This window comes from Nocardia sp. NPDC101769, assembly GCF_044766925.1.
Taxonomy (GTDB): Bacteria; Actinomycetota; Actinomycetes; order Mycobacteriales; family Mycobacteriaceae; genus Nocardia.
Genome location: NZ_JBIWMX010000002.1, coordinates 506,207 through 525,904 on the forward strand (window position 1 = coordinate 506,207; position 19,698 = coordinate 525,904).

Annotated in this window: 19 protein-coding genes and 1 riboswitch; of the genes, 6 read left to right on the forward strand and 13 right to left on the reverse strand. The window is 67.7% G+C overall.

The genetic code is table 11. From position 1 onward, the window contains the following. Window positions 1-43 precede the first annotated feature (43 nt). Both ACIRRA_RS05380 and ACIRRA_RS05385 read right to left on the reverse strand, forming a co-directional pair. The gene (locus tag ACIRRA_RS05380) at window positions 44-799 is read right to left on the reverse strand and encodes a hypothetical protein (protein ID WP_402763372.1); all 756 of its coding nucleotides are present in this window, start codon (window positions 797-799) and stop codon (window positions 44-46) included. Window positions 800-1,151: 352 nt separating this feature from the next. Continuing rightward, on the reverse strand, window positions 1,152-2,357 hold the full coding sequence (locus ACIRRA_RS05385) for a hypothetical protein (RefSeq protein WP_402763374.1): 1,206 nt from the start codon (window positions 2,355-2,357) through the stop codon (window positions 1,152-1,154). 381 nt (window positions 2,358-2,738) lie between these two features. On the opposite strand from ACIRRA_RS05385, the gene ACIRRA_RS05390 reads away from it, so the two are divergent. After that, window positions 2,739-3,395: a hypothetical protein gene (locus ACIRRA_RS05390; RefSeq protein ID WP_402763377.1), complete on the forward strand. Its 657-nt coding sequence runs from the start codon at window positions 2,739-2,741 to the stop codon at window positions 3,393-3,395. Between the two features lie 3 nt (window positions 3,396-3,398). On the opposite strand, the gene ACIRRA_RS05395 is transcribed toward ACIRRA_RS05390, so the two are convergent. Next, window positions 3,399-3,713, reverse strand: a complete 315-nt coding sequence (locus ACIRRA_RS05395; protein WP_402763380.1) for a DMT family transporter — start codon at window positions 3,711-3,713, stop codon at window positions 3,399-3,401. A gap of 9 nt (window positions 3,714-3,722) precedes the next feature. Further along, window positions 3,723-3,786, reverse strand: a riboswitch (guanidine-III (ykkC-III) riboswitch). 181 nt (window positions 3,787-3,967) lie between these two features. On the opposite strand from ACIRRA_RS05395, the gene ACIRRA_RS05400 reads away from it, so the two are divergent. After that, entirely contained in the window at window positions 3,968-4,216 is a 249-nt protein-coding gene (locus tag ACIRRA_RS05400) for a hypothetical protein (protein WP_402763383.1), read from the forward strand. A 56-nt stretch (window positions 4,217-4,272) separates the two neighbouring features. Here the strand turns inward: ACIRRA_RS05400 and ACIRRA_RS05405 are convergent, their stop codons facing one another. From ACIRRA_RS05405 to ACIRRA_RS05415, 3 genes are read right to left on the reverse strand one after another with little or no spacing between them, the layout of a single operon-like run. Continuing rightward, on the reverse strand, window positions 4,273-5,286 hold the full coding sequence (locus ACIRRA_RS05405) for a hypothetical protein (RefSeq protein WP_402763386.1): 1,014 nt from the start codon (window positions 5,284-5,286) through the stop codon (window positions 4,273-4,275). Then, a complete protein-coding gene (locus tag ACIRRA_RS05410) occupies window positions 5,283-6,620 on the reverse strand; it encodes a Dyp-type peroxidase (protein WP_402763389.1) in 1,338 nt (445 codons plus the stop codon). The genes ACIRRA_RS05405 and ACIRRA_RS05410 overlap by 4 nt, the downstream gene beginning before the upstream one ends. 8 nt (window positions 6,621-6,628) lie before the next feature. Then, on the reverse strand, window positions 6,629-7,189 hold the full coding sequence (locus ACIRRA_RS05415; RefSeq protein ID WP_402763392.1) for a hypothetical protein: 561 nt from the start codon (window positions 7,187-7,189) through the stop codon (window positions 6,629-6,631). A gap of 198 nt (window positions 7,190-7,387) precedes the next feature. Between ACIRRA_RS05415 and ACIRRA_RS05420 the strand changes: the two genes are divergently transcribed. Continuing rightward, window positions 7,388-8,095 carry a hypothetical protein gene (locus ACIRRA_RS05420; RefSeq protein ID WP_402763394.1) on the forward strand — a complete coding sequence of 236 codons (708 nt, stop codon included), beginning with the start codon at window positions 7,388-7,390 and terminating at the stop codon, window positions 8,093-8,095. Beyond that, complete coding sequence (locus tag ACIRRA_RS05425) at window positions 8,092-8,574, forward strand: hypothetical protein (protein WP_402763397.1); 483 nt, start codon at window positions 8,092-8,094, stop codon at window positions 8,572-8,574. The genes ACIRRA_RS05420 and ACIRRA_RS05425 overlap by 4 nt, the downstream gene beginning before the upstream one ends. 847 nt (window positions 8,575-9,421) lie before the next feature. Here ACIRRA_RS05425 and ACIRRA_RS05430 read toward each other — a convergent pair. Genes ACIRRA_RS05430 through ACIRRA_RS05440 form a run of 3 tightly spaced genes read right to left on the reverse strand, consistent with a single transcriptional unit; the run spans window position 9,422 to window position 13,451 of the window. Then, on the reverse strand, window positions 9,422-10,243 hold the full coding sequence (locus tag ACIRRA_RS05430) for a YceI family protein (protein WP_402763400.1): 822 nt from the start codon (window positions 10,241-10,243) through the stop codon (window positions 9,422-9,424). Beyond that, window positions 10,240-12,930, reverse strand: coding sequence for an MFS transporter (locus ACIRRA_RS05435; protein ID WP_402763403.1), 2,691 nt, complete (start codon window positions 12,928-12,930; stop codon window positions 10,240-10,242). The genes ACIRRA_RS05430 and ACIRRA_RS05435 overlap by 4 nt, the downstream gene beginning before the upstream one ends. Beyond that, window positions 12,927-13,451, reverse strand: a complete 525-nt coding sequence (locus ACIRRA_RS05440; protein ID WP_402763406.1) for a MarR family winged helix-turn-helix transcriptional regulator — start codon at window positions 13,449-13,451, stop codon at window positions 12,927-12,929. The genes ACIRRA_RS05435 and ACIRRA_RS05440 overlap by 4 nt, the downstream gene beginning before the upstream one ends. A gap of 134 nt (window positions 13,452-13,585) precedes the next feature. On the opposite strand from ACIRRA_RS05440, the gene ACIRRA_RS05445 reads away from it, so the two are divergent. After that, the gene (locus tag ACIRRA_RS05445; protein ID WP_402763409.1) at window positions 13,586-14,038 is read left to right on the forward strand and encodes a hypothetical protein; all 453 of its coding nucleotides are present in this window, start codon (window positions 13,586-13,588) and stop codon (window positions 14,036-14,038) included. A gap of 9 nt (window positions 14,039-14,047) precedes the next feature. Here the strand turns inward: ACIRRA_RS05445 and ACIRRA_RS05450 are convergent, their stop codons facing one another. Then, window positions 14,048-15,172, reverse strand: a complete 1,125-nt coding sequence (locus ACIRRA_RS05450; RefSeq protein ID WP_402763412.1) for a PucR family transcriptional regulator — start codon at window positions 15,170-15,172, stop codon at window positions 14,048-14,050. Window positions 15,173-15,313: 141 nt separating this feature from the next. Here ACIRRA_RS05450 and ACIRRA_RS05455 point away from each other — a divergent pair, with 141 nt between their 5' ends. Next, window positions 15,314-16,858: a long-chain fatty acid--CoA ligase gene (locus tag ACIRRA_RS05455; protein WP_402763415.1), complete on the forward strand. Its 1,545-nt coding sequence runs from the start codon at window positions 15,314-15,316 to the stop codon at window positions 16,856-16,858. A 12-nt stretch (window positions 16,859-16,870) separates the two neighbouring features. Here ACIRRA_RS05455 and ACIRRA_RS05460 read toward each other — a convergent pair whose 3' ends face one another. The 3 genes from ACIRRA_RS05460 to ACIRRA_RS05470 all read right to left on the reverse strand — a co-directional run bounded on the left by ACIRRA_RS05460 (window position 16,871) and on the right by ACIRRA_RS05470 (window position 19,641). Beyond that, window positions 16,871-18,379, reverse strand: coding sequence for a serine hydrolase domain-containing protein (locus ACIRRA_RS05460; RefSeq protein ID WP_402763418.1), 1,509 nt, complete (start codon window positions 18,377-18,379; stop codon window positions 16,871-16,873). A 215-nt stretch (window positions 18,380-18,594) separates the two neighbouring features. Beyond that, complete coding sequence (locus ACIRRA_RS05465) at window positions 18,595-18,906, reverse strand: hypothetical protein (protein WP_402763421.1); 312 nt, start codon at window positions 18,904-18,906, stop codon at window positions 18,595-18,597. Between the two features lie 105 nt (window positions 18,907-19,011). Beyond that, on the reverse strand, window positions 19,012-19,641 hold the full coding sequence (locus tag ACIRRA_RS05470) for a hypothetical protein (RefSeq protein ID WP_402763424.1): 630 nt from the start codon (window positions 19,639-19,641) through the stop codon (window positions 19,012-19,014). Between the last annotated feature and the right edge of the window lie 57 nt (window positions 19,642-19,698).

Sequence of the window (19,698 nt, forward strand, 5' to 3'; positions counted from 1 at the left end):
CGGGGGGTGTGGGGCGGAGCCGGTCGTCGATGTCGACCATGGCTCACCGGCTTCCGGCGACGATGGAGGTGATGCGGAACTGGCCGTCGCGGGCGGCGGTGGTGATGACCTGCTGCCAGGAGGTCTGACTGCCGTCGGGGTGTTTCTCGTCGACGGTGACGTTCCAGCGGTCGGCGTCCGCGCCGGTGATGGTGACGCAGTGCTTGGTGCCGGCCGGGGTGGCCGAAATCGCGTCGCGGGTGGCCTGTTCCGGGGCGACGCGGGCGTCCGCCGTGAGCAGGGCGCGCACCGCGCCCGCGTCGCGCAGCACGTACCAGGCGTATTCGAGGTGCATGATGACGCCGGGCCCGCTGATGAGGTCGCCCGCGGTATCGCCGCTCACCCGCTGTGGCGTACTGAGTTGCTGGCACCAGGCGACCAGCCCCGGCTGATTCCCGCCGGAGGCGCGCGTGCCCGCCGTACTGGTCGCCGGAACCGCCTGCGGCGCCTGCGAATCGCCCGGCGTGAGCGCCAGCCACCCGACCATCGCCACCAGCACCAGTGCCAGCGAAACTCCGGCAATCGCGAGCGCCCGATTGCGAATCCGCAACCGCCGCTGCGTCTGCACCGCCCGCCGCCGTGCCTCCGACACCAGCGCCGCCATCGGATCCTCGGCCCTCAACTCGTCCGCCCGAACCGACTGCCGCCCCGCCTCACCCACCGCCGGCACCGCCCCCTCGGTCAGCCACGAGGCCCACCCCGGCGCCTCCGCCTCCACCGCCCCCACCGGCTCCCCACCGCCCGGAGCGAGCACCGGCATCACTGGCCGCCCCCCACTCGCCCCCGAACCCCCAACGCCCCCGCCCACATTCCCGCCGCCCCCGTCCCGCTGCGCCGAGAACCCTTCCCAACCTTCCGCGGCCCGATGCCGCCCAGCCCCGGCTCGACCGTCCATAGCGGCACTTTCGGCCTGGGCTGTGCGGCCTTCGGTCCGAGCCGTGGCGGATGCCGGGACGGCGGGATCGGGGTCGAGGGCGAGGAAGTCGTGGGCGCGGCCGGTTGGGGTCAGGTCGGGGTGCGAGGGTGGCGTGGCGGGGTCGGCGAATAAGTGGCCCGGGGTGGAGTTGGAGGCGTTGGTGTCTGGAGTCACGGCGTTGCCCGTGCCGTTCCGGTCACGCACCCGGCAGGGCGGGTTGCAGGGCGGCCATGAAGGCTTCGGGAGTGAGCGGGGGCATCTGCGCGACGGCGGTGCGGAACGAGTCGACCTGCGCGTTCACGCCGTCCACCACCTGCTCGACCACGGGCGCGGCCTGCGGCGCCACCGCGGCCACCTGCTGCCCGAACCCGGTAGCCGCCTGCTCCACCACCGGCGCGACCTGTTGCTCGACCGTGGTGGCGACCTGCTGTGCGACTGGCACAACCTGCTGCACCACGGGCGCGGCCACCTGCGCGATCGGCGCGGGCAATCCGGCGATCGCCGAAACTGGCTGCACCTCGGGCAAACCCGTCACCGGATCCGAAACCGGCACCTGCGCAGCGGTATCGATCAAAGCCGGGGGAGCGGGAGGTGCTGGCTGCGTCGCATCGCCGCCGCTGAGTGCACCCGCGCCGAGGGCAGCGAGTGCGCCGCCGCCGACTACCAATGGGACGCTGACAAGTCCGCCGAGCGAGCCGCCGCCGACACAACCCGCGATGCCACCGACGATCGCGCCTGCGGGCGCTCCGACCCCGGCAGTTGGAATGCCGGCGATCGCCGCACCGGCCAGCGCTCCGACTGCCGCGCCAACGCCGCAGCCGATCGGTGCCAACACTGCCGGCGCGGCCACACCAACCGTGCCCGCGCCGAGGAGCGCACCCATCGAGCTCGAGGCCGCCATTCGGTCGGAATCGTCTCGTGAGAACCCCATTCGGTCGTAGGCGGCCGCGATCTGCCACTCCGCCATATCGAGATAGGCTTGGGCCTTATCGCGGGTCTTGGTGTCGATCCAGTCCGGCAGCTCAACGCCGCCCGTGCCGACTCGCAGCTTGTGTGGGTCCGCAGGCATTACTTCGGGCGTATTCGCGGCGGGCTGATCAGGCTGTGCATCCTGCGGTTCAGTCGGCTGGACCTGCGGCTGAATGATGGTGTCCTGCTGCGGCGTTGTCTGCTGCTTCGGCCGGGGCCGGTTCGGGGGCGCGATCGGTGGATCCGGGATGTAATCCGCCGGGCTGGGCGCGGAATTCGCGGGCGGCTGTTGCGGCTGGGTGCTCAGGCCCGGTTGCCCGTCGCCGGGTACGGCGAGGCCCGGCTGGCCCGGGGCCGCGGCGGCGACGCCCTGGCCGGCCACCAGCGCGATGGGCAGCATCGACAACAGGATCGAAGTTCGTGTGGTCTTCATGCCCCCAATTCCCCTTCCCCGAACGGACAGTGTCGGGTGTGCGGCCCGAATCCCCCGGATGCCAGGGCATTCCATACCGCTCGGGCATTCCGCACCACTGGCCGACGACACAGGTGGCCCACCGGAACCAGGTCCCGATGATCCATCATCAACCCCACCACCTGCGATGATCATGTTGCGGCCCTGATCTTACCCGGATCATGAGCTCCCACAACCGGTTCCGTGACAGGAGTGACGAATTGTTAAACCGCGCCGAGCAACACTCGTAGATCAGTGCCTCGCACTCGTAGGATCACGACACGTCGCCCGCCCGCGCGTCATCCGAACCGGCGTCACCGCAACACTTCTCGACCGTCACCAGGTCTACCCGGAGGAATCCTCATGCGCGCCAAGACAGCACACCATGCGCAAACCTTCGCCGCCGCGGTCTCGACCGTGCTCGTCTCGGCGGCCGTCCTCAGCGTCGCTGCCTGCGGCGTCAGTGATCAGAACGCCGCGAAAACGACCACCGCACCGGTCGATCCGGCCCGCGCTCCGGCCGACGTGCACTGGGAGAACTACCAGGGAGTCCAGCTCCCCATCGGCAGTCACGACGGTCCCAGCAAACTCGGCACCACCGCGGCGGGCTTCTCACACACCCCGCAGGGCGCGGCCCTGGCCGCCATCAATGACAGCACCCGGCTATCACTGGCCCCGGACGGCGCATGGCCGCAGGTGGCGGCTATTTCGCTGATTCCCGGTCCGGCCAAGGACTCCTGGGTGCTGGCCCGCGCGCAGGTCTCGATCACCGCCCCCGCCAATCCGGTGGTCGCCCCGCGCATCACGGCCTACAAGCTCACCGCCTACACCCCCGACCGCGCCGACCTCACCGTCTATGCCACTTACTCCGACGCCAGCATCACCGCGACCGCAGAGACCGTGCTCTGGGCGTCCGAGGATTGGCGGCTCCTCCTCGCGGATCCGGCCGCCAAAACCCAGACCGTGCAATCGGTTCCGGGCGTCCCGGCGGACGCGGTCGAGCTGGAACCCCCGAAATAGCCGCTACCCGACCAGCTTCAACCCGATCACGCACGCCACGATCCCACCCAGCAACAGCAGTTTGACCGCACTGACCGCGGCCCCGCCGGTAGCCATGGAATAGACGACGGTCAACACCGCCCCGATCCCCACCCACACCGCGTACGCCGTCCCCACGGGCAGCCCCCGCATGGCATAGGCCAGCCCCGCCATACTCACCACGATCGCCACCCCGAACACCACCGTCGGCCCGAGCCGGGTGAACCCGTCCGACTTCCCGAGCGCGGTGGCCCACACGGCCTCGAAAACCCCGGACACGACCAATACCAGCCACGACATGACAACCTCCGAAGGCCGTCTTGTCGCACACCGGGTACGGCTCCCTCGTCCGGGCCCCCCGACCGGGGACTACCTACACGATGGCAAATATTCAGCGACCAGGGCAAATTCCCCGCCGGTGATCTCGGCCTCCATCTGCCGAGTTCACCGGCCGCATCTCAGCGCCAGATCCCACGACCGAGGAATCGATCCCACTGTTCACCGGAGACGGCGAGGATCACCCCGGGCTGTACAAGGTGCTCCACGAGAGCACGGTGCACCGCAGGCTCGGCATGCCGTTCAAAGAAGTCATGGTTCAACGCACGATCGACTCGGTGCAGCGATGCATGGACGCTGGCCTCGCACCGTCGGACGATGCGACCACCGTGGCGATCGATCTGCGGACTGCCGTGAACGGCATGCTCTCCCAACGGATCAACGAACCCGATTTGCCCTGGCCGCCCGTCACCGAACAGCTGGACCGTTTCCTTGCCAAACTTGTCGGAATCCACGGGCCCAGCTGAATACCTGTCTCGAGACGCTGGTCGAGGCGAAATCGGCGACATAAGGCACGGCCTGATCATTTCATCGTGGCGAGATTGTGCCAGAGGTGTCTGAGGCTGTCGGTGCCACCGAAGAGCGTGGTGAAGTTGGTGGAGTCGATGAGCAGGATGTCGCCGGCGCGCGGGCCGGCGGGCGGCATCCAGATCAAGGCGTTGAATTCGGTGTTTCCGGCGGTGGTGAAGGGATGCGGCCGGTTGGGGTCGACGCGCTGGCGGGCCAGCACGCGTAGCGAGTCGCTTTCGGGCGCGGTGAGGTGGTAGTGCGGCAGATGGGGGTGGAAGTTGAATGTGGTGACCTGGTCGAGGAGCCGGGGTGTGTCCAGGTCGCGGAACGCGGTGACGGGGGCGATCTGATCGGTGCCCTCGACGACCGCCGGGCGTAGGCCCCAGGTGTTGTGCACCGGCACGTCCAGCGCTTTCATCAGCGAGCGCGTGTACTGGCCGAACCGTTGCTGGCGGGGCACGAGCGGGTCGCCGTGATGTTCGTATTCGATCTGCCGCTGCGCGTTGTCGTCGGTGAAGCCGACGTCGTGGTGTGGCGCCAGCAGCAGGCAGGTGCCCTCGCGTTGCAGCCACTCACGGATGGCGTCGATCTCCTCGGGGGTGGCCTGCTGTTCGGCGAGGAGATGGTCGAGCCCGAACACCATCAGGGTGTCGGTGTCGGCCAGGACGCGTTCGTCGATGGGCAGGGAGTAGCCGGCCTGGTCGATGCGCTGGAAGACCGCGACGGGGTGACCGGTGGCCTGCCCTGCCAGCTGCTGGAAATCCAGTGTCGAGCGGTGGAACAGCTCGAGGGTGCCGGCGATGCCCTGCAGGAAATGGTCCCTGTCGTAATCAGGGGTCTCGTAGGCCGGCCATGCGACGTTGCGGACCTCGGTCATCGTGGAGAAGCGGTTGTAGATTTCGGCGGGATCGCGTTGGGCTTCCCAGGGGTAGCTCCACGTCCAGTAGATGCTGATCCGCCGCCGCCCGTCGGCCGTGCGCGGAATGTGGCTCTGGTTGTAGGTGCGTGCCGTCGGCAGGCTGCTCATGAGGTCCCTACCTCTCGGTTTTCGAGCGTGGCCAGGTAGCGCAGGGCGCTGATACCGGGCAGGAAGAAGTACGCTCCGCCCTTGAGAGTGGTGAAGGCGGGCAGGCTCGTGAACACCTTCCGGATCGGCCGCCTGGGGATGGTGAATTCCAGGGTGCCGTCCTGGGCGCCGCAAATGGGGTCGTGCTCATTGCCGAGTTCGTGGAATGTCTTGTCGTTGATCCAGACGTTCTGGGCGAACTCGAACTGGCGAACCAGGCTGGCGCAGATGATGAAGGCGGCGATGCCCCGGTCCGCGCCGTCGTCGGGCGCATCCTCGGGCAGCGCCGGTCCGTAGGTGGCGCCGCGGCGAATCATCCTGCGCCGGTTCATGTTCGGCGCGGTGTCGCGCGGGTTGAGTCGGCGCGCATGCGAGCCCAGCGGCACCGCATAACCGTGCGGGTCCATCTGCTTGTAGTTGAAGTCGTTGTTGCGCAATGGATCTGCGCCCAGCCGAGGATCATCGTGGTCCGGTGACAGCACGAGGGGTGCGCCGCTACGCCATCGGCCCATGAGTTTGGCGGCGAGGAGTTCCTGACCGTCCGGGGTGTCGGCGTTCTCACGCAGGAAGTCCCGAAATGCACCCACGTGTTCTTGCAGCCGCCGGTAGGCCATGTAGCTGCCGTTGCGGGACAAGACCTCCGGCTGCGGCAGCCCGTGGGGTGGCCCTTCCTCGTCGGGGTAGCCCAGGATGAATTCGCCGGGTTGCAGCGGCGCGCCCGAGCCCGGGGTCGGTTCTTCCCCGGATCCTTCCATCACCGGCTGGGACAAGCGGTCGCGAAACCCGAAGTGGTCATGGGCATAGTTGAACGGCGGTGTCGCGTTCAAATCCAGGAACGACAACACGCGCACACCCGGACAGCCGGCCACCAGTTTCTCGTGTTCGGCCGTGCATCGCTGTCGTTCGTCCTCGGTGCGGGCGAACAGGATTGCGATGGCGTGCAGGTCGGCGCCGGCCAGCCCGCCCACCCAGTTGTCGGGATGATTGGCGCCGGTGTCACCCAGGATGTCGGCCCTGGCGGCCATGCCCTCACGGAATTCGTCGGGAAAGGTGGCAAGCGCTTGCTCTGGTACCCCGAGCGCCCGCAGCCCGTTCCAGGTGAAGGCCAGTGTGACCCAGCGCTGCGAACTGTCCATCGTGGCGCGCGCGTCCGCGGCCGACTGCACCCGGTCCAGCAGCGGAGTCAACCAGGCCCGGCCCCCGGCGGGGTCGTCGAAGGACAGGAACTCATAGCGGCCGGTCACCGCCGGGGTGCGGGTCAGCAGGATGTGCTGAATATCCTCGAGTTCGAGCATGGCGTCGGCTACTGCATCTGATCGAGCATGTCGGAGAACGCCGCCTTCGCCCGTAGCGCCTTCTTGATCTCGTCAGAGGTGACATAAGGGTACTCGCCGTACTCGAGGAAACTCGGAAACTGATGTTTGCGAACGAATTCGACGAATGACTCCGGATTCTCCTTCCAGTCCTCCGGGAATCCCTCGAGGTTTGTGAAGACGGTGTCTATCCCGGTCTGCGAGAACAGCATCACGGCGTCTTCGGTGTACTTGTCGAAATCGGTATCGAAGATGCCCTGATACTGGAAGTACAGTCCGAAGCCGACGTCGAACAGCAGCCACCTCAGGTAGTGCAGCCGGAGCGGTGCCAGTACGTCCGGGCTTGCGGCCACCGCGTCTTGGATCCGCTTGCCGTGGGCGCGGATGGCCTCTTCCCGGCCGGGTTTCACCTTGGCGATGATCGAGAACCCGTAACAGGCCGGGGTTCGTGGATAGGCGGGACCGTATCTGCCGCGCTGCAGTTCGAAGTAGCCCTCCTTGGGGATGGCAAGCGCTGCTGGTTTACTCCAGTCCTGATCGGCGGTTGGCATGTTGCCCACACCTTTCGCAGTAAGCCACATATTGAGACCGTGTTGTAACCCGCACTCGGCACCGAAAATGGATGCCGCGAATCGGCTGAGGCCAAAGGTCGGAAACTGTTGTCGATTTGTTAGGCTGCCGACCGCGATACGCGGTGGCAATACCGCCGAATTCCCGGGGCAGGCAACCCATTCTGGCAGGATGACCCCATGCCGACTCCGTCGCAACACAGCAAGCCTGCGCCGCCTCTGGGTCAACTGTCAACGCCGCGAGCCGCCGCACTGGCAGGGGTGCTCTTCGCGATATTGCTCGGTACAACGCTGGTCTTGATTCGCATCCAAATGCCCGACCACGTCGAGGATTCGGCGCAATGGCTGCAGAGCCGGCACGGCGCGCTCACCACGGCGACCGTGCTGATGCCATTCGCCGGAATCAGTTTCCTGTGGTTCATCGGCGTCGTCCGCGACGGCTTCGGACGCCACGAGGACCGGTTCTTCCTGTCGGTATTCCTGGGCAGCGGACTGCTCTTCCTCGCGATGATGTTCGTCGCGACCGCTGGTATCGCCGGCCTCGTGACGAGCAACAACAGCGTCACCGATTCGGCCGCCCGCATCGAGGTGATCAACTTCGGCAGGATGATGGTGATCTCGGCGAGCCAAACCTACGCACTGCGGATGGCCGCGGTATTCATGATCTCGCTCGCGACGATCTGGGCGAAGACCAGGCTGATGCCCCGCTGGCTCGTCGTGCTCAGCTACGTGCTCGCTGTGGCGTTGCTGATCGGCAGCGAGCTGAGCCGGTGGGTGACGCTGGTGTTTCCGGTCTGGGTGCTCGTGGTCAGCGGCATGCTGCTGGCCCGCGCCGGTCTGATCGGCGAGCAGAGCGGCGAGGGCGATCGGTCTCGGAGGCTTTCGTGAACGAATCATCTTCGCGTTCGCCCGATTTGGAGATGCTCTACTTCGTGGTGGCGGACCGCCATCTGCAATACGAGAACCTGCTCTGGCAGGTGCCTGCGCTCAGTCTGACCGCTCAGGCCTTCCTGTTCAGTATCTCCATGGGAGCAGGCAATGATCCCGTCGCGCGGATCGCGTCCTCGCTCCTCGCGCTGATCGTCTCGATCATCTCGATCATGCTGATGGCGAGCCATCGCCTCGCCGGCCGCAAGGACGAGCTCTGGCTGGAGCGTTTCGAACAGAATGAACTCGACGTGGGAGCCTGGGGCGCGCACGGCGCGGCATTCGCGAGGCAACAAGACATCGCCGACCTGGACGCAGGGTACGTGGGCAAGCTGATACCAATGCGGCAGATGTTCAAGGTATGGGTTGTCGGACTCGGCTGCTTCGGCATGGCCGCCGTCTTCATGATTCTGCGGACATTGGTCGGTCTCCGCCATTGAGCAGTCTCGAAGGGTGCCGACATGCTAGCCCACGAATGAAGACTTGTGGCCCCTAGCGATGCCGGCCGATCGCGGTTAACCTGAATCAGCGTCCTCGCCTCAACACCGTGAAAAGGACGTCGCTTCGGTCCAATACAGCTACCGGAGCCGCCAGGTCGACGCGGTCGCGACAGGGCCTGGCACCGGACCATTCGCACAAGGTCTGGTCCGGCAAATTTCACCGTGTGGCTATCGCTCGTCACGTAGGACCATGACAACCGGTCGGGGTCGAGAACGGACGAAGTGTGTCATGAGCCGCTTCCGAGAGCGGCGAAGCGAGCGACAGCATTCATACCACCGTCTGCTTCAGCAGACTTCGCCGCTCAATCGCCAGCGCAGCGGCTCGGCGGCAATCGCTGAGGTTGCCCGGCTGCACTGGACACGTCACTCGACATCGAGGAACAGATATGTCCAGCAAAATGATCAAGTTCGTGGCCGCAATCGCTATTGCCTTGCCGCTGGGCGCTATCGCGGCTCCGGCAGCTTCGGCCGCAACGCCTAGTTCGACATCGACCGCGGTTACTCCCGCGGACGGATCAGTTGCTATCTGCTTCCCCCTGGGCAGTGTGGTCTGGTGCATCTGAGACCAGGGACTGACGTCTCCGCATGGTTGGAAGGAGCTGCGAGAATACTGTGGCATCCCCGGATTCCGACTTCTCGGGGCCGGGGATGCCCCCATGCTCACCAGGCAGACATATCGAACGCCTAGTACCTGTGCGCGTTGTTCCGTCAACGGGAGAAGGCATGCGATAACGCAATTGAACATTATCTCGAAGGCGCATTACCCTGCCTCCCAGTCGTTTCCACGCTACATCGCGGGTAAGCGGTCTCCCTGGACGAGTTCTATGTCCAATTCGATACGGACGGTGGTGCCCACCGCGGCGATGCCCGCCTGCACCATGACGTTGTAGTCGAGCGCGAAATCCTTCCGGTGCAGGAGGGTTTCGGCGTGGAATGCCGCGCGAACGCCGCCCCACGGGTCGGGGCCGTAGCCGCCGTAGGTGACCGTGAGTTCCGTGGGGCGGGTGCGGCCGTGCAAGGTCAGGGCGCCGGGCATCGACCAGCCGGCAGGGCCGGTGCGGTGCAATCCGGTGCCACGGAAGGTGATCAGCGGATAGCGCTCTACATCGAGGAAGTCCGCCGACCGCAGGTGGTCGTCGCGCATGGCGATACCGGTGTCGACGGTGGCGGCCTTGATTTCCGCGTATCCGGTGGTGCGCTCGAAGATCTCGGCGATGTCGAGGCGGCCGCCGACCTCGGCGAAGCGGGCCTTGATGCCGGCGATGCCGAGGTGGCGGGCGGTGACCAGGACGGTGGAGTGAGCCGGGTCGATGGTCCAGGGACCCGGGGGCGGGGTGGTGACCGCGTCGGCGGAGCGTTCCAGGCGGATTTCGCCGAGAGTACCCGCGCCGGTGGCCGAGATGCGGGCGATCAGGGCGACCGGCTGGTGGCCGGGCGCGGTGACGACCGCGGTGTGCGTGCCCGGGGGCAGCGGCGCGGTGGCCGCCGCCCCGGTCGCATCGGCGGCGGCCCGGGCGAGCTGGTGGCCGTCGAGGTCGGTGACGGTGAGTACCGCCTCGGCGACCGGCCAGCCCTCCGGATTGCGGATCTCGGCGGTCAGGCCGGTCACGACAACTCCGCGGCCCGATCGGAACCCGTTGCGTAGAGCTCGGTTTCGCCCTGCCCGCCCGGAACCGGTTCGGGCTCCGTGCTTTCCAGGTCGTAGCCGAGCTCGACGGAGTGCTCGACCTCGCCGCCGAGCACGGTCACCCGGCTGGTCACCGGCGGATAGCCGCGGGCGACGACGGTGTATGCGCCCGCGTCCAGATCGGTGAGCGTGTAGCGGCCGTCCGCGTCGGTGCGGGTGGTCCCGACCGGCGTGCCCGCCGCGTCCAGCACGGTGACCTCAGCGTTCGCCACCGTCTGGCCGTCGCCCCGGACCGTGCCGGTGAGCGCCGCCGTCGGGGTCAGTTCGATGTCGTAGCGCAGCAGTCCACCGGCCGGCACCACCAGTGCGGTGGCCGTCGGGCGCAGTCGTTCGGCCGCCGCCACCAGGGTGTACGTACCGGCTCCGACGCCGTGGCAGACATAACCGCCGTCGTCACCGGACATGGCCACGCCGACCACCTCGCCGTGCAGGTCGGTCACCGTAATGGTCACGCCCGCAAGCAGTTCGCCGCCTGCGGTGCGCACGGTGCCGGACAGTTCACCCGAACCCTCCAGCGTGAGGTCAAGTTCCGGCGACCGCCCGTTGATCGACACGTTCACCGCGGTCGGCATGTGCCCGTTCGCCGCAGCGATGAGCACATAGCTGCCGGTAGCGGGCGAGTCGATGCGATAGCGGCCGTCGTCACCGCCGGTGGCGCGCGAAACCTGATGCCCGCGTTGATCGATCAGTGTGAGCGCCGCAGCGGGGACGGGGCTGCCGTCCGTCCGCCGGATCCGGCCGCCGATCGACGAGCCGTCCGCCCCGCCGAGTGCGGCGGTCGCGATCCGCTGCGCCGCCCGGTCGTCGGCCGCCGCCGCCCGCTCACCGGCCGGCAGCGCGTGGCCGTTCGCGATGACGCTGTGCCCGTTGACAATCGAGCCGTGCGCCGCCGCGGCCGCGGCCAGCACCGGTTCGGGCTGGGAGATCGCCTGGGCCGCGCCCTCCCATACCTGATCCTCGGCCCACTCGGACTCGGCCTGCTGCGCAGCGACCGCCGGATCGGATTGCGCGGCCAGGGAATCGGTGCCCTCGGCCGGAGCGGCCGGGGCCTCCTGGAGCGGGATCTCCTTCATGAACAGCAGCACTATGCAGGCCACCAGGGCCACTCCCGCCGCGGCCCAGAACACGCCGTGCATCGAGTTGGTGAACCCGATCAGAATGGGGTCGCGCACCTGCGCCGGCAGCGCCGCGATGCCCGCGGTATTGGACTGCACGCTGGAGAGCTTGTCGGCCGAGAATCCGGGCGGCAGGTGTCCGCCGAACGCGTCGGTGATCTTGTGCGGCAACAGGTTGAACAGGATCGTCAGGAAGACCGCGACGCCCAGCGTGCCGCCGACCTGCCGGAAGAAGGTCGCCGCCGCGGTCGACACACCCATATCCGAACGCGGCCCGGCATTCTGCACCGCGATGATCAGCGTCTGCATGCAGCCACCCAGCCCGAGACCGATGATGCCGCCGTAGACCAGCGGCTGCCACAGCGCGCTGTCGTAATGCACCGTCGCGTACAGCGCACCGCCGCAGGCGATGATGAACGTGCCCAGCACCGGCAGGATCTTGTACCGCCCGGTGCGCTTGGTGACCTGACCGGAGACCAGCGATCCGGTCATGATGCCCGCCACCAGCGGCAGCATGAGCAGACCCGCCTTGGTGGGCGAGAAGCCGCGCACCACCTGCATGTACAGCGGGACCATGGAGATCGCGCCGAACATGGCGATACCGACGATGAAGCCGCCCACGATGCACACCGTGAAGGTGGAATTCTTGAACAGCCGCAAGGGAATCAGCGCGGCGTCCGCCATCAGGTGCTCGACGACGAGGAACAACACGAGGCCGACGAGCCCGATGGCGTAGCAGACCATCGCCTTGCCCGAACCCCAGCCCCAGCCGCGGCCCTGTTCGGCGACAATGAGCAACGGCACCACGCAGATGGCCAGCGCCACCGCGCCGCCCCAGTCCACGCGCAGGTCACGCCGCTGGTGCGGCACGTTCAGTACGCGCGCCACGACACCGAGAGCGAGCACGCCGATCGGCACGTTCACCAGGAACACCCAGCGCCAGCCCTCGATCCCCCACAGGTGGTCGAAGCCGGAGAACCAGCCGCCCAGCACCGGCCCGAGCACGGTGGCGATACCGAAGGTCATCATGAAATAGCCCTGGTAGCGGGCTCTTTCACGGGGCGGCACGATATCGCCGATGATCGTCATGGCCAAGGACATGAGCCCGCCCGCACCCAGGCCCTGGAAGGCCCGGTACCCGGCCAGCTCGTACATGGAGGTGGCGAAGGTGCAGGCCGCGGAGCCGATGACGAACAGGCCGATCGCGGTGAGGTAGAAGGACTTTCGCCCGTAGATGTCGGCCAGCTTGCCGTAGAGCGGGGTGCTGATGGTGGCCGTGATCAGGTAGGCGGTGGTGGCCCAGGCCTGCTGGTCGAACCCGTGCAGGCTGTTGGCGATCTTGACGATCGCCACGCTGACGATGTTCTGGTCCAGCGCGGCCAGGAACATCCCCAGCAGCAGCCCGGACAGGATGGTGAGGATCTGCCGATGCGACAGTTGGGGTGGAGCGCCTGCCGGTGCGCCTGCGTGCGCGTCGGTCGTCGCTGTTGTCATGTGTCGATGCCCTGTTTCGAATCGATTGTTGCGGTGGTCTTTTCGATGCCGTCCACGAGCCGCGCCAACAGACCGGTCAACGCTGCCCGGTCGGCGGTGGACCAGTCGGCCACCATTTCGGCGATCCAGAGATTGCGCAGCCGCCGGTTCTCGGCGAACACGCGCTCCCCGTCGGAGGTGGCCTTGAGCACGCACGCGCGTCCGTCGATCGGATCGGCGCCGCGCTCGACCAGCCCGTGGCGCACCAGGTTCCGGCTCTGCCGGCTGATGGTGGAGATCTCGGCGTGCAACAGCTCGGCGAGTTTCCCGGTGCGTTGCGGCCCGTCGTGGACCAGGGTGAACAGCATGGCGTAGGCCAGCTGTTCGAGTCCTTCAGGACCGTGTTTGATCACCCGATGCTTGGCCCGGCCGACGGCTCGGAGGAGCCGAACCAGTTGCGCCCCTAGCGCGTCGGCATCCCCCAGAGCCCCGGCGTCCGACAGGTCGGTGGCGGTGTCGGGATCGTGGGCGGTGAGGGCCATAATCGGTTCCTTCTCACACTTACTTAGCACGTGCAACTACTTGCGTGTGCCAACTATACCCACGCTCGCCCACCCGATTCCAGTCCCGAGTTCGGCGGCCATCGCCGCGAACCAGAAGCGCGGCCGGGAAATTCGTGCGGCAGGCGGGCGCGATCGGCATCCGCACCCCTTTGCCGGGCTCGGTCGTGACCGGTCGCGCGCGGACCAATGTCTGCTCGGCGGTGGCCGGCGGCGTCGGGCGGAAACCGTCGCGTAGTGACAGACTCCCGATCATGAGTGCACAGGACGATTTCGAGCGGGTTGCGGCGGGGCTTGCCGACCGGGGCGTGACGGTCGCGAAGGTCTTCGGAAAGCCCGCCTACAAGGACGTCGACGGCAAGGCGTTCGCGTGCCTCTTCCAGGATGCTCTGGCCTGCCGCCTGCTCGAAGGGACCGCAGAGCACAGGGAGGCGTTGGAGTTGCCCGGTGCCGAGCTCTTCGATCCGTCGTCGCGGCATCGGCCGATGAAGGACTGGGTGTGCGTGCCGCACGCGAACGCCGGTCGCTGGCTGGAATTCGCCGAGATCGCCTGCGGTCGTCCACGCTGAGTAACGTCCTCAACCGGTCGCTCGGCGGTGCTGGATCGCCCACCAGACCTGTAATGCGGTGCCCGCGCCGCGCAGGTCGGTATCGGCCAAGTCCTCGAAACGGGACAGGCGATAGCGAACGGTGTTGGGGTGCACGATGAGTCGCTCGGCCGTGGCGTCGACCCGCATGCCGGTGTCGAGGAAGCACTCGGCGGTGTCGATCAGGGTGCGGGCGGCCTCGCCGGATCCGAGCGGGTCGAGGTAGCGGCGCACGAGCTCGGCGCCCAGCTCGGTGTCGGCGGCGATCGCGGGCAGCAATCCGACGCGATCGAGGTCGAGCGGGCCGGTGAGGTCGAACAGCTGAGCGGTGGCGAGGACCCGGGTGGCCAGGCGGAAGGAGCGGTCCAGATCCGCGATCCGCGTGGCGGGGCCGTAGGCGATCAGGCGCGACCCTTCGAGCCTGCTGGAGTTTTCCACAAAGCCGGCGAGGTCGCCGTCGACCGTGGTGGTGAACCCACGTGAGGTCGAGATCCCTTGCAGCGCAGGAGCTGTCGGTCCCTCGTCCGGGCGGGCCCGGTACGCGCGGTACTCGCCGTCGACGTCGAGACCGAGCTGCTGGGCACGAATCTGCAGCTCCGCGGGACCGATCGTGCCCAGCAGCAGGGAGCGGGTGACCTCGGCGCGGAACTGCTCGTCATGGCGGGCGAGCGCGATCTCGACCTCGCGATGGGCGGAGCTGAAGGCGATGGAGGCCTGGTCGACGAGGTCGAGCAGGTCGGTGATGGACTCCAGCAGCACCCGGTCGGGGACCTTGCCGGCATGGGCGGCCGCGGTCAGCTCGGCCAGGATCTCGCGCACCGCGATGCGCCAGCCGCTCTGCACGTCGGCCAGTGAAATACCCTGGCGGGCACGGGTTGCACCGAAATCCCCAAGGGCGTCGAGGTCGTCGGCCAGCAGCGGGCGGGAGTCGAGCAGAGCCCGGGCCAGCCGCTCCAGAATGGCTTCGGTGCTGCGTACAACGGTCGTCGCGGACAGGCGGGCGTAGACCGGCATCTCGGCTCGGGCGCGGGCGACCACGCGCTCGGACGCCTCGGGGACGCGGTCCAGGACCCCGGTGATCATCCGTTGTTTCGCGGTCGCGCGACTCGAACTCATGGTGCCCCGACCCTACGACCGGTGTCTTGGAGAAATCAACAATCCGGCGACCTCGAATTGAACCCCATCTCCATGGCGCACGTCATAGTGCCCGCGAATACTCGTGACACCGACCACAGTTGTTCGACGAAGGGTTACCCGATGTACCTGACCCAGGGGCTCCACCGCGCCGCCCAGCAGCGGCCCGACGGCGTCATGACCATCTGCGGCGAGCGGACCCGCACCAATCGGGATGTGTTGGATCGCGTGTCCCGGCTGGCCGGGGCGCTGCGCGGACTGGGGGTCGCACCGGGGGACCGGGTGGCCATGCTGTCGCTGAACTCGGACCGGTACCACGAGTACCTGCTCGCGGTGCCCTGGGCGGACGCGGTGCTCAACCCGGTCAATATCCGCTGGAGTGCCGCCGAAATCGCCTACAGCCTCGCGGATTCCGACAGCCGCGTCCTCCTGGTGGACGACGCCTTCGCACCCCTGGTGCCTGCGCTGCGGGAACGGTACGACGGACTGACCACGGTGATCCACTGTGGTGACGGCGCGACGCCCGAGGGCATGGAGTCCTACGAGACGCTGATCGCCGCGGCCGAGCCCATCGCCGACGCGCGTCGCGGCGGTGATGCGCTGGCCGGAATCTTCTACACCGGCGGCACCACCGGATTCCCCAAGGGCGTCATGCTCAGCCACGCGAATCTGATGACCTCCGCGCTCGGCGGTGTCGCCACCGGCTACCTGATGTCCCCGGACGCGGTGTTCCTGCATGCCGCGCCCATGTTCCACCTGGCGGATCTGGCCGGTTGGCTGGGTGTGATCATCTCCGGCGGCACCCACGTGACGATCCCCGCCTTCGACCCCGTCGCCGTGCTGAGTTCCATTCAGCAGCACCGGGTCACCTCGAGCGTGCTGGTGCCGGTCATGATCCAGCTGCTGGCCGACCACCCACGGGCGCCCGAATTCGACCTGTCCAGCGTCGAGCACCTCATGTACGGCGCGTCCCCGATCTCGGAGGCGGTGCTGGAGCGGGCCATGCGGCTGTTCCCTCGCGCCGGATTCGCGCAGGCCTACGGCCAGACCGAGGCCTCGCCCATCATCACCCTGCTCGGCCCCGACGAGCACCGCGCCGGCCGGCTGCGTTCGGCGGGAAAGGCGGTGCCGCACAGCGAAATCCGCATTGTCGACGGCGACGGGCAGGATGTGCCGGTGGGTGCCGTCGGTGAGGTGGTGGCCCGCGGCGGCCACGTCATGCTCGGCTATTGGAACAAGCCCGACGAGACCGCGGCCGCACTCCGCGCGGGCTGGCTGCACACCGGCGACGGCGGCTACCTCGACGCAGAGGGCTTCCTGTACATCGTCGACCGGTTGAAGGACATGATCGTGTCCGGCGGTGAGAACGTCTACTCCGCCGAGGTGGAGAACGCCGTCGCCGCGCACCCCGCCGTGGCCGCGGTCGCCGTCATCGGCGTTCCCGACGATGAATGGGGTGAACGAGTCCACGCGGTCATCGTCTGCAAGCCCGGCCACGCTGTGACCCCGGCCGAGATCCGCGATCACACCCGACAGCTCATCGCCGGCTACAAGGCCCCGCGCAGCGTCGAGATCGTCGACGCCATGCCGGTGTCGGGAGCCGGAAAGATCCTGAAACGCGACCTGCGGGAACGGTATTGGGGAGACCACGCGCGCCTGGTCAACTGACGAGTCGAATCCCTAGTGGGTCGGCGGTGCATCGCAGGCCGCGGGGCGTTCGGCGGCGGTGAAGAACTGGCAGATCCAGCTCGGGACGATCTGCCAGGCACCGTCTTCGGGAACGAGTGGAATCTCGAACGGCAACGCGTGCGAGCCGAAACTCATGACTCCCGTCGCCACCAGCAGGCCGTGACGTAGACGGTGGACGTCGCGGATCTGGTAGCGGGCCGATTCGGTCGCGTTGTCGGTCGCCCACGCTTTCCTGATGTCGCCGTTCTTGTCCCCGGCGATGCGCAGTGTGGGCGTTCCCGCGGCGGGATCGGTCCGCAGGGTGTCGCTCAGTTCCTGGTCGACCTCCGCGGCCGCCGGGACCGGTGGCTCAACGGCTTTGGGGTCGGCGGCCGGCACCGGTCCCGTGCCCGGGTAGAGCGCGTCGACGAGGTCGAACCACAGCAGGGCGGCATCGACCGGCAACAGCTGCGAAGTCCCGGGACCGTATTGGTTGACCGCGACCGCCACGGTGGCGTGCTGGTCCGGTAGGTAGCCCAGCTGGTCGGTGAAGCCGAGGACCGCTCCATTGTGCCCCAGCCACCGGCCCATTCGAGCGATGCCGAGGCCGTAGCCGATGTCCCTGCCGTCCAGCTGCGTGAATCGCGTTCGGGCCTGGAAGGTTTCGGGTTTCAACAGCGTGCCGGTAGCGAGCTGTGGGCCGTAGCCGGCCAGATCCGAGATGGTGGAAACCATCGACCCGGCCGCGCCGTACAGTGACGGCGGCACCCGGTTGGTGACATCGACGGCGGTGTTCTCGTCGAAGGAGTACCCGTCCAAGTGCGGTTCGGGGACGGCCGTATCCCGGGTATAGCTGGTCTCGTGCAGCCCGAAACCCTGTGCGGTGCCGTCGAGTACCTCCGCGACCGGCTTGCCCGTGACCTTCTCCAGCACCAGGCCCAGCAGGTAGAACTCCGAATTCGAATAACTGGTCTGCTGATTCGGCGGTTTCGCGTGTTCCGGATGCGCGATGATCGCGCGCAGGGTGTCACCGTCGTTCCACACCTTGTCCGGCGCATGCGCCACAGCCTGTATGCCGAAATCCGTGTCGCCGTCGAGCTTCCACACCCCGCCCCGCATCCCCAGTAGATCAGCGAGGGTGATGGTCGTCCCGTTCGGCACGCCCGGGACATACTGCTCGAGGGTGTCGGTGAGCCGCAGCCGCCCCGCGTCGGCCAGCCGCAACACGGCCGTGGCCGTGAATGTCTTGGTGATGCTCCCGATCCGGAAGTGGTCCCGCACCTGCGCCGTTCGGCCCGTCGCGGTGTCGGCGACACCGTACGCGTGGATGTAGGTGCCCTTCGCGGGATCGACGATGGCGACCTCCGCGCCCGGAATCAGCCCAGCCGCCAGATGCGTGGCCACGATCTCGTCGATGGCGCGCACCAGATCCGCATCCATCGCTCCCTCACCGCCGCGGGTGTGCGAAGTACACGCCACCGCCGTCGACACCAGGCACACCGACAGAATCGCGCCCGCCATCCGCACGACTCCGCACCGCTGTGTAAACCTGATCCGCACGTTCAGCCTCCCCTCCGAGCGAAGCTTCGAACGTATCGCGGAGGTGTATTGGGAACCAACCGAATTCGAGCCTCCCGTGCAGCGCTGTTCAGCGGAGTCGCGGGCCGGAGCCCCCACACTTCGGGCCGGGACACCTTCCGTGTCCCGGCCCGAAGTGTGCTGCGGAGCAGAAAGAACTACTGGCCCGTCTGGCAGACGCCGTTCAGGATGGCCGCGTTGTTGCCGACCAGTGCGACGTCGCCCTTGGCCAGCGCGTCGGCGTAGTTGTCGATCGCCCACCGCTCCTGGCCGCTGGCGTCGATGGCGTGCAGGCGGTCGGCGGCATCCTGCTTCTGCTGCGGGCTCGGGCCGAGCGAACCGTAGCTGGCGAGGATGTCGTTGGCGGCCTGGCAGGCCGGGGTGAGGGCGTTGGCGGTGCCGGCGGGCAGCACCAGCAGGGCACCCACGGCGCTGGCGGCCAGCAGGGCGGAAGGCAGGATCTTGCGCATTCATTCACTCCAAGAGCTCGTGTGCGGTTTGCGCCTCCGAGTTTGCCCGATGCCGGTCGAAAATCGATCACCGACATCTGCTCGGTGGCACATCATCGGGGCTGATTAGGGAGAAATCCCCCAATGGTGTGCGACTCCCGGGCATCGGATGGGCGGCTCGCCGGGCATCGGATGGGCGGCTCGCCAGGCATCGGATGGGCGGCTCGCCAGGCATCGGATGGGCGGCTCGCCAGGCATCGGATGGGCGGCTCGCCAGGCATCGGATGGGCGGCTCGCCGCCGCCGTGAATCCACGATGTGCACGGTCGGCCGCCTCCCGCCTGGCGCGGGGCTCAGCGTGTCGCCGGAGCGCACCGGGGTGGATCGCCTCGAGGCGGCGGGTGCGGCACGGTCCCTCGGAGTTCCCCGGGGGCCCGTCCGCCCCGTCCGCTCCCGCCTGCTGCTGCCGATCCCGTTCGGCGATCCGGGCGAACAACCGCACCACGGCATCCTCGAGCCGCAGGCCGAGCGATTCGGCCCGCAGCGCGGCCATCTCCAACGCGAACTCCCCGTCGGCGGGGGAGGGGTCGCTCAGGATCTCGTCCAGCGCCATGCCGTCGATGGCCTGCTGCCGGGTCAGATCCCACCCCGGCAGCCAGCTCAATACCCATGTCCCACCGTCGGGACCGAATACCAGATGCGCGGTCTCGGGCGTCATGTCGCTGGTAATCGCGCGACCGGATATACGGAGCGCCATAGCCTTTCACCCTCTCGGAGTGTGGGATCCCCTCGAAATCTACGGGCGCAGCCTTAA

What these genes read in the sequence shown, in the direction of transcription:
- ACIRRA_RS05380 (WP_402763372.1), bottom strand. Translation starts at nt 799, where the DNA reads ATGCCGGTGCTCGCTCCGGGCGGTGGGGAGCCGGTGGGGGCGGTGGAG.
- ACIRRA_RS05385 (WP_402763374.1), bottom strand. Translation starts at nt 2,357, where the DNA reads ATGAAGACCACACGAACTTCGATCCTGTTGTCGATGCTGCCCATCGCG.
- ACIRRA_RS05390 (WP_402763377.1), top strand. Translation starts at nt 2,739, where the DNA reads ATGCGCGCCAAGACAGCACACCATGCGCAAACCTTCGCCGCCGCGGTC.
- ACIRRA_RS05395 (WP_402763380.1), bottom strand. Translation starts at nt 3,713, where the DNA reads ATGTCGTGGCTGGTATTGGTCGTGTCCGGGGTTTTCGAGGCCGTGTGG.
- ACIRRA_RS05405 (WP_402763386.1), bottom strand. Translation starts at nt 5,286, where the DNA reads ATGAGCAGCCTGCCGACGGCACGCACCTACAACCAGAGCCACATTCCG.
- ACIRRA_RS05410 (WP_402763389.1), bottom strand. Translation starts at nt 6,620, where the DNA reads ATGCTCGAACTCGAGGATATTCAGCACATCCTGCTGACCCGCACCCCG.
- ACIRRA_RS05415 (WP_402763392.1), bottom strand. Translation starts at nt 7,189, where the DNA reads ATGCCAACCGCCGATCAGGACTGGAGTAAACCAGCAGCGCTTGCCATC.
- ACIRRA_RS05420 (WP_402763394.1), top strand. Translation starts at nt 7,388, where the DNA reads ATGCCGACTCCGTCGCAACACAGCAAGCCTGCGCCGCCTCTGGGTCAA.
- ACIRRA_RS05435 (WP_402763403.1), bottom strand. Translation starts at nt 12,930, where the DNA reads ATGACAACAGCGACGACCGACGCGCACGCAGGCGCACCGGCAGGCGCT.
- ACIRRA_RS05440 (WP_402763406.1), bottom strand. Translation starts at nt 13,451, where the DNA reads ATGGCCCTCACCGCCCACGATCCCGACACCGCCACCGACCTGTCGGAC.
- ACIRRA_RS05450 (WP_402763412.1), bottom strand. Translation starts at nt 15,172, where the DNA reads ATGAGTTCGAGTCGCGCGACCGCGAAACAACGGATGATCACCGGGGTC.
- ACIRRA_RS05455 (WP_402763415.1), top strand. Translation starts at nt 15,314, where the DNA reads ATGTACCTGACCCAGGGGCTCCACCGCGCCGCCCAGCAGCGGCCCGAC.
- ACIRRA_RS05460 (WP_402763418.1), bottom strand. Translation starts at nt 18,379, where the DNA reads ATGGCGGGCGCGATTCTGTCGGTGTGCCTGGTGTCGACGGCGGTGGCG.
- ACIRRA_RS05465 (WP_402763421.1), bottom strand. Translation starts at nt 18,906, where the DNA reads ATGCGCAAGATCCTGCCTTCCGCCCTGCTGGCCGCCAGCGCCGTGGGT.
- ACIRRA_RS05470 (WP_402763424.1), bottom strand. Translation starts at nt 19,641, where the DNA reads ATGGCGCTCCGTATATCCGGTCGCGCGATTACCAGCGACATGACGCCC.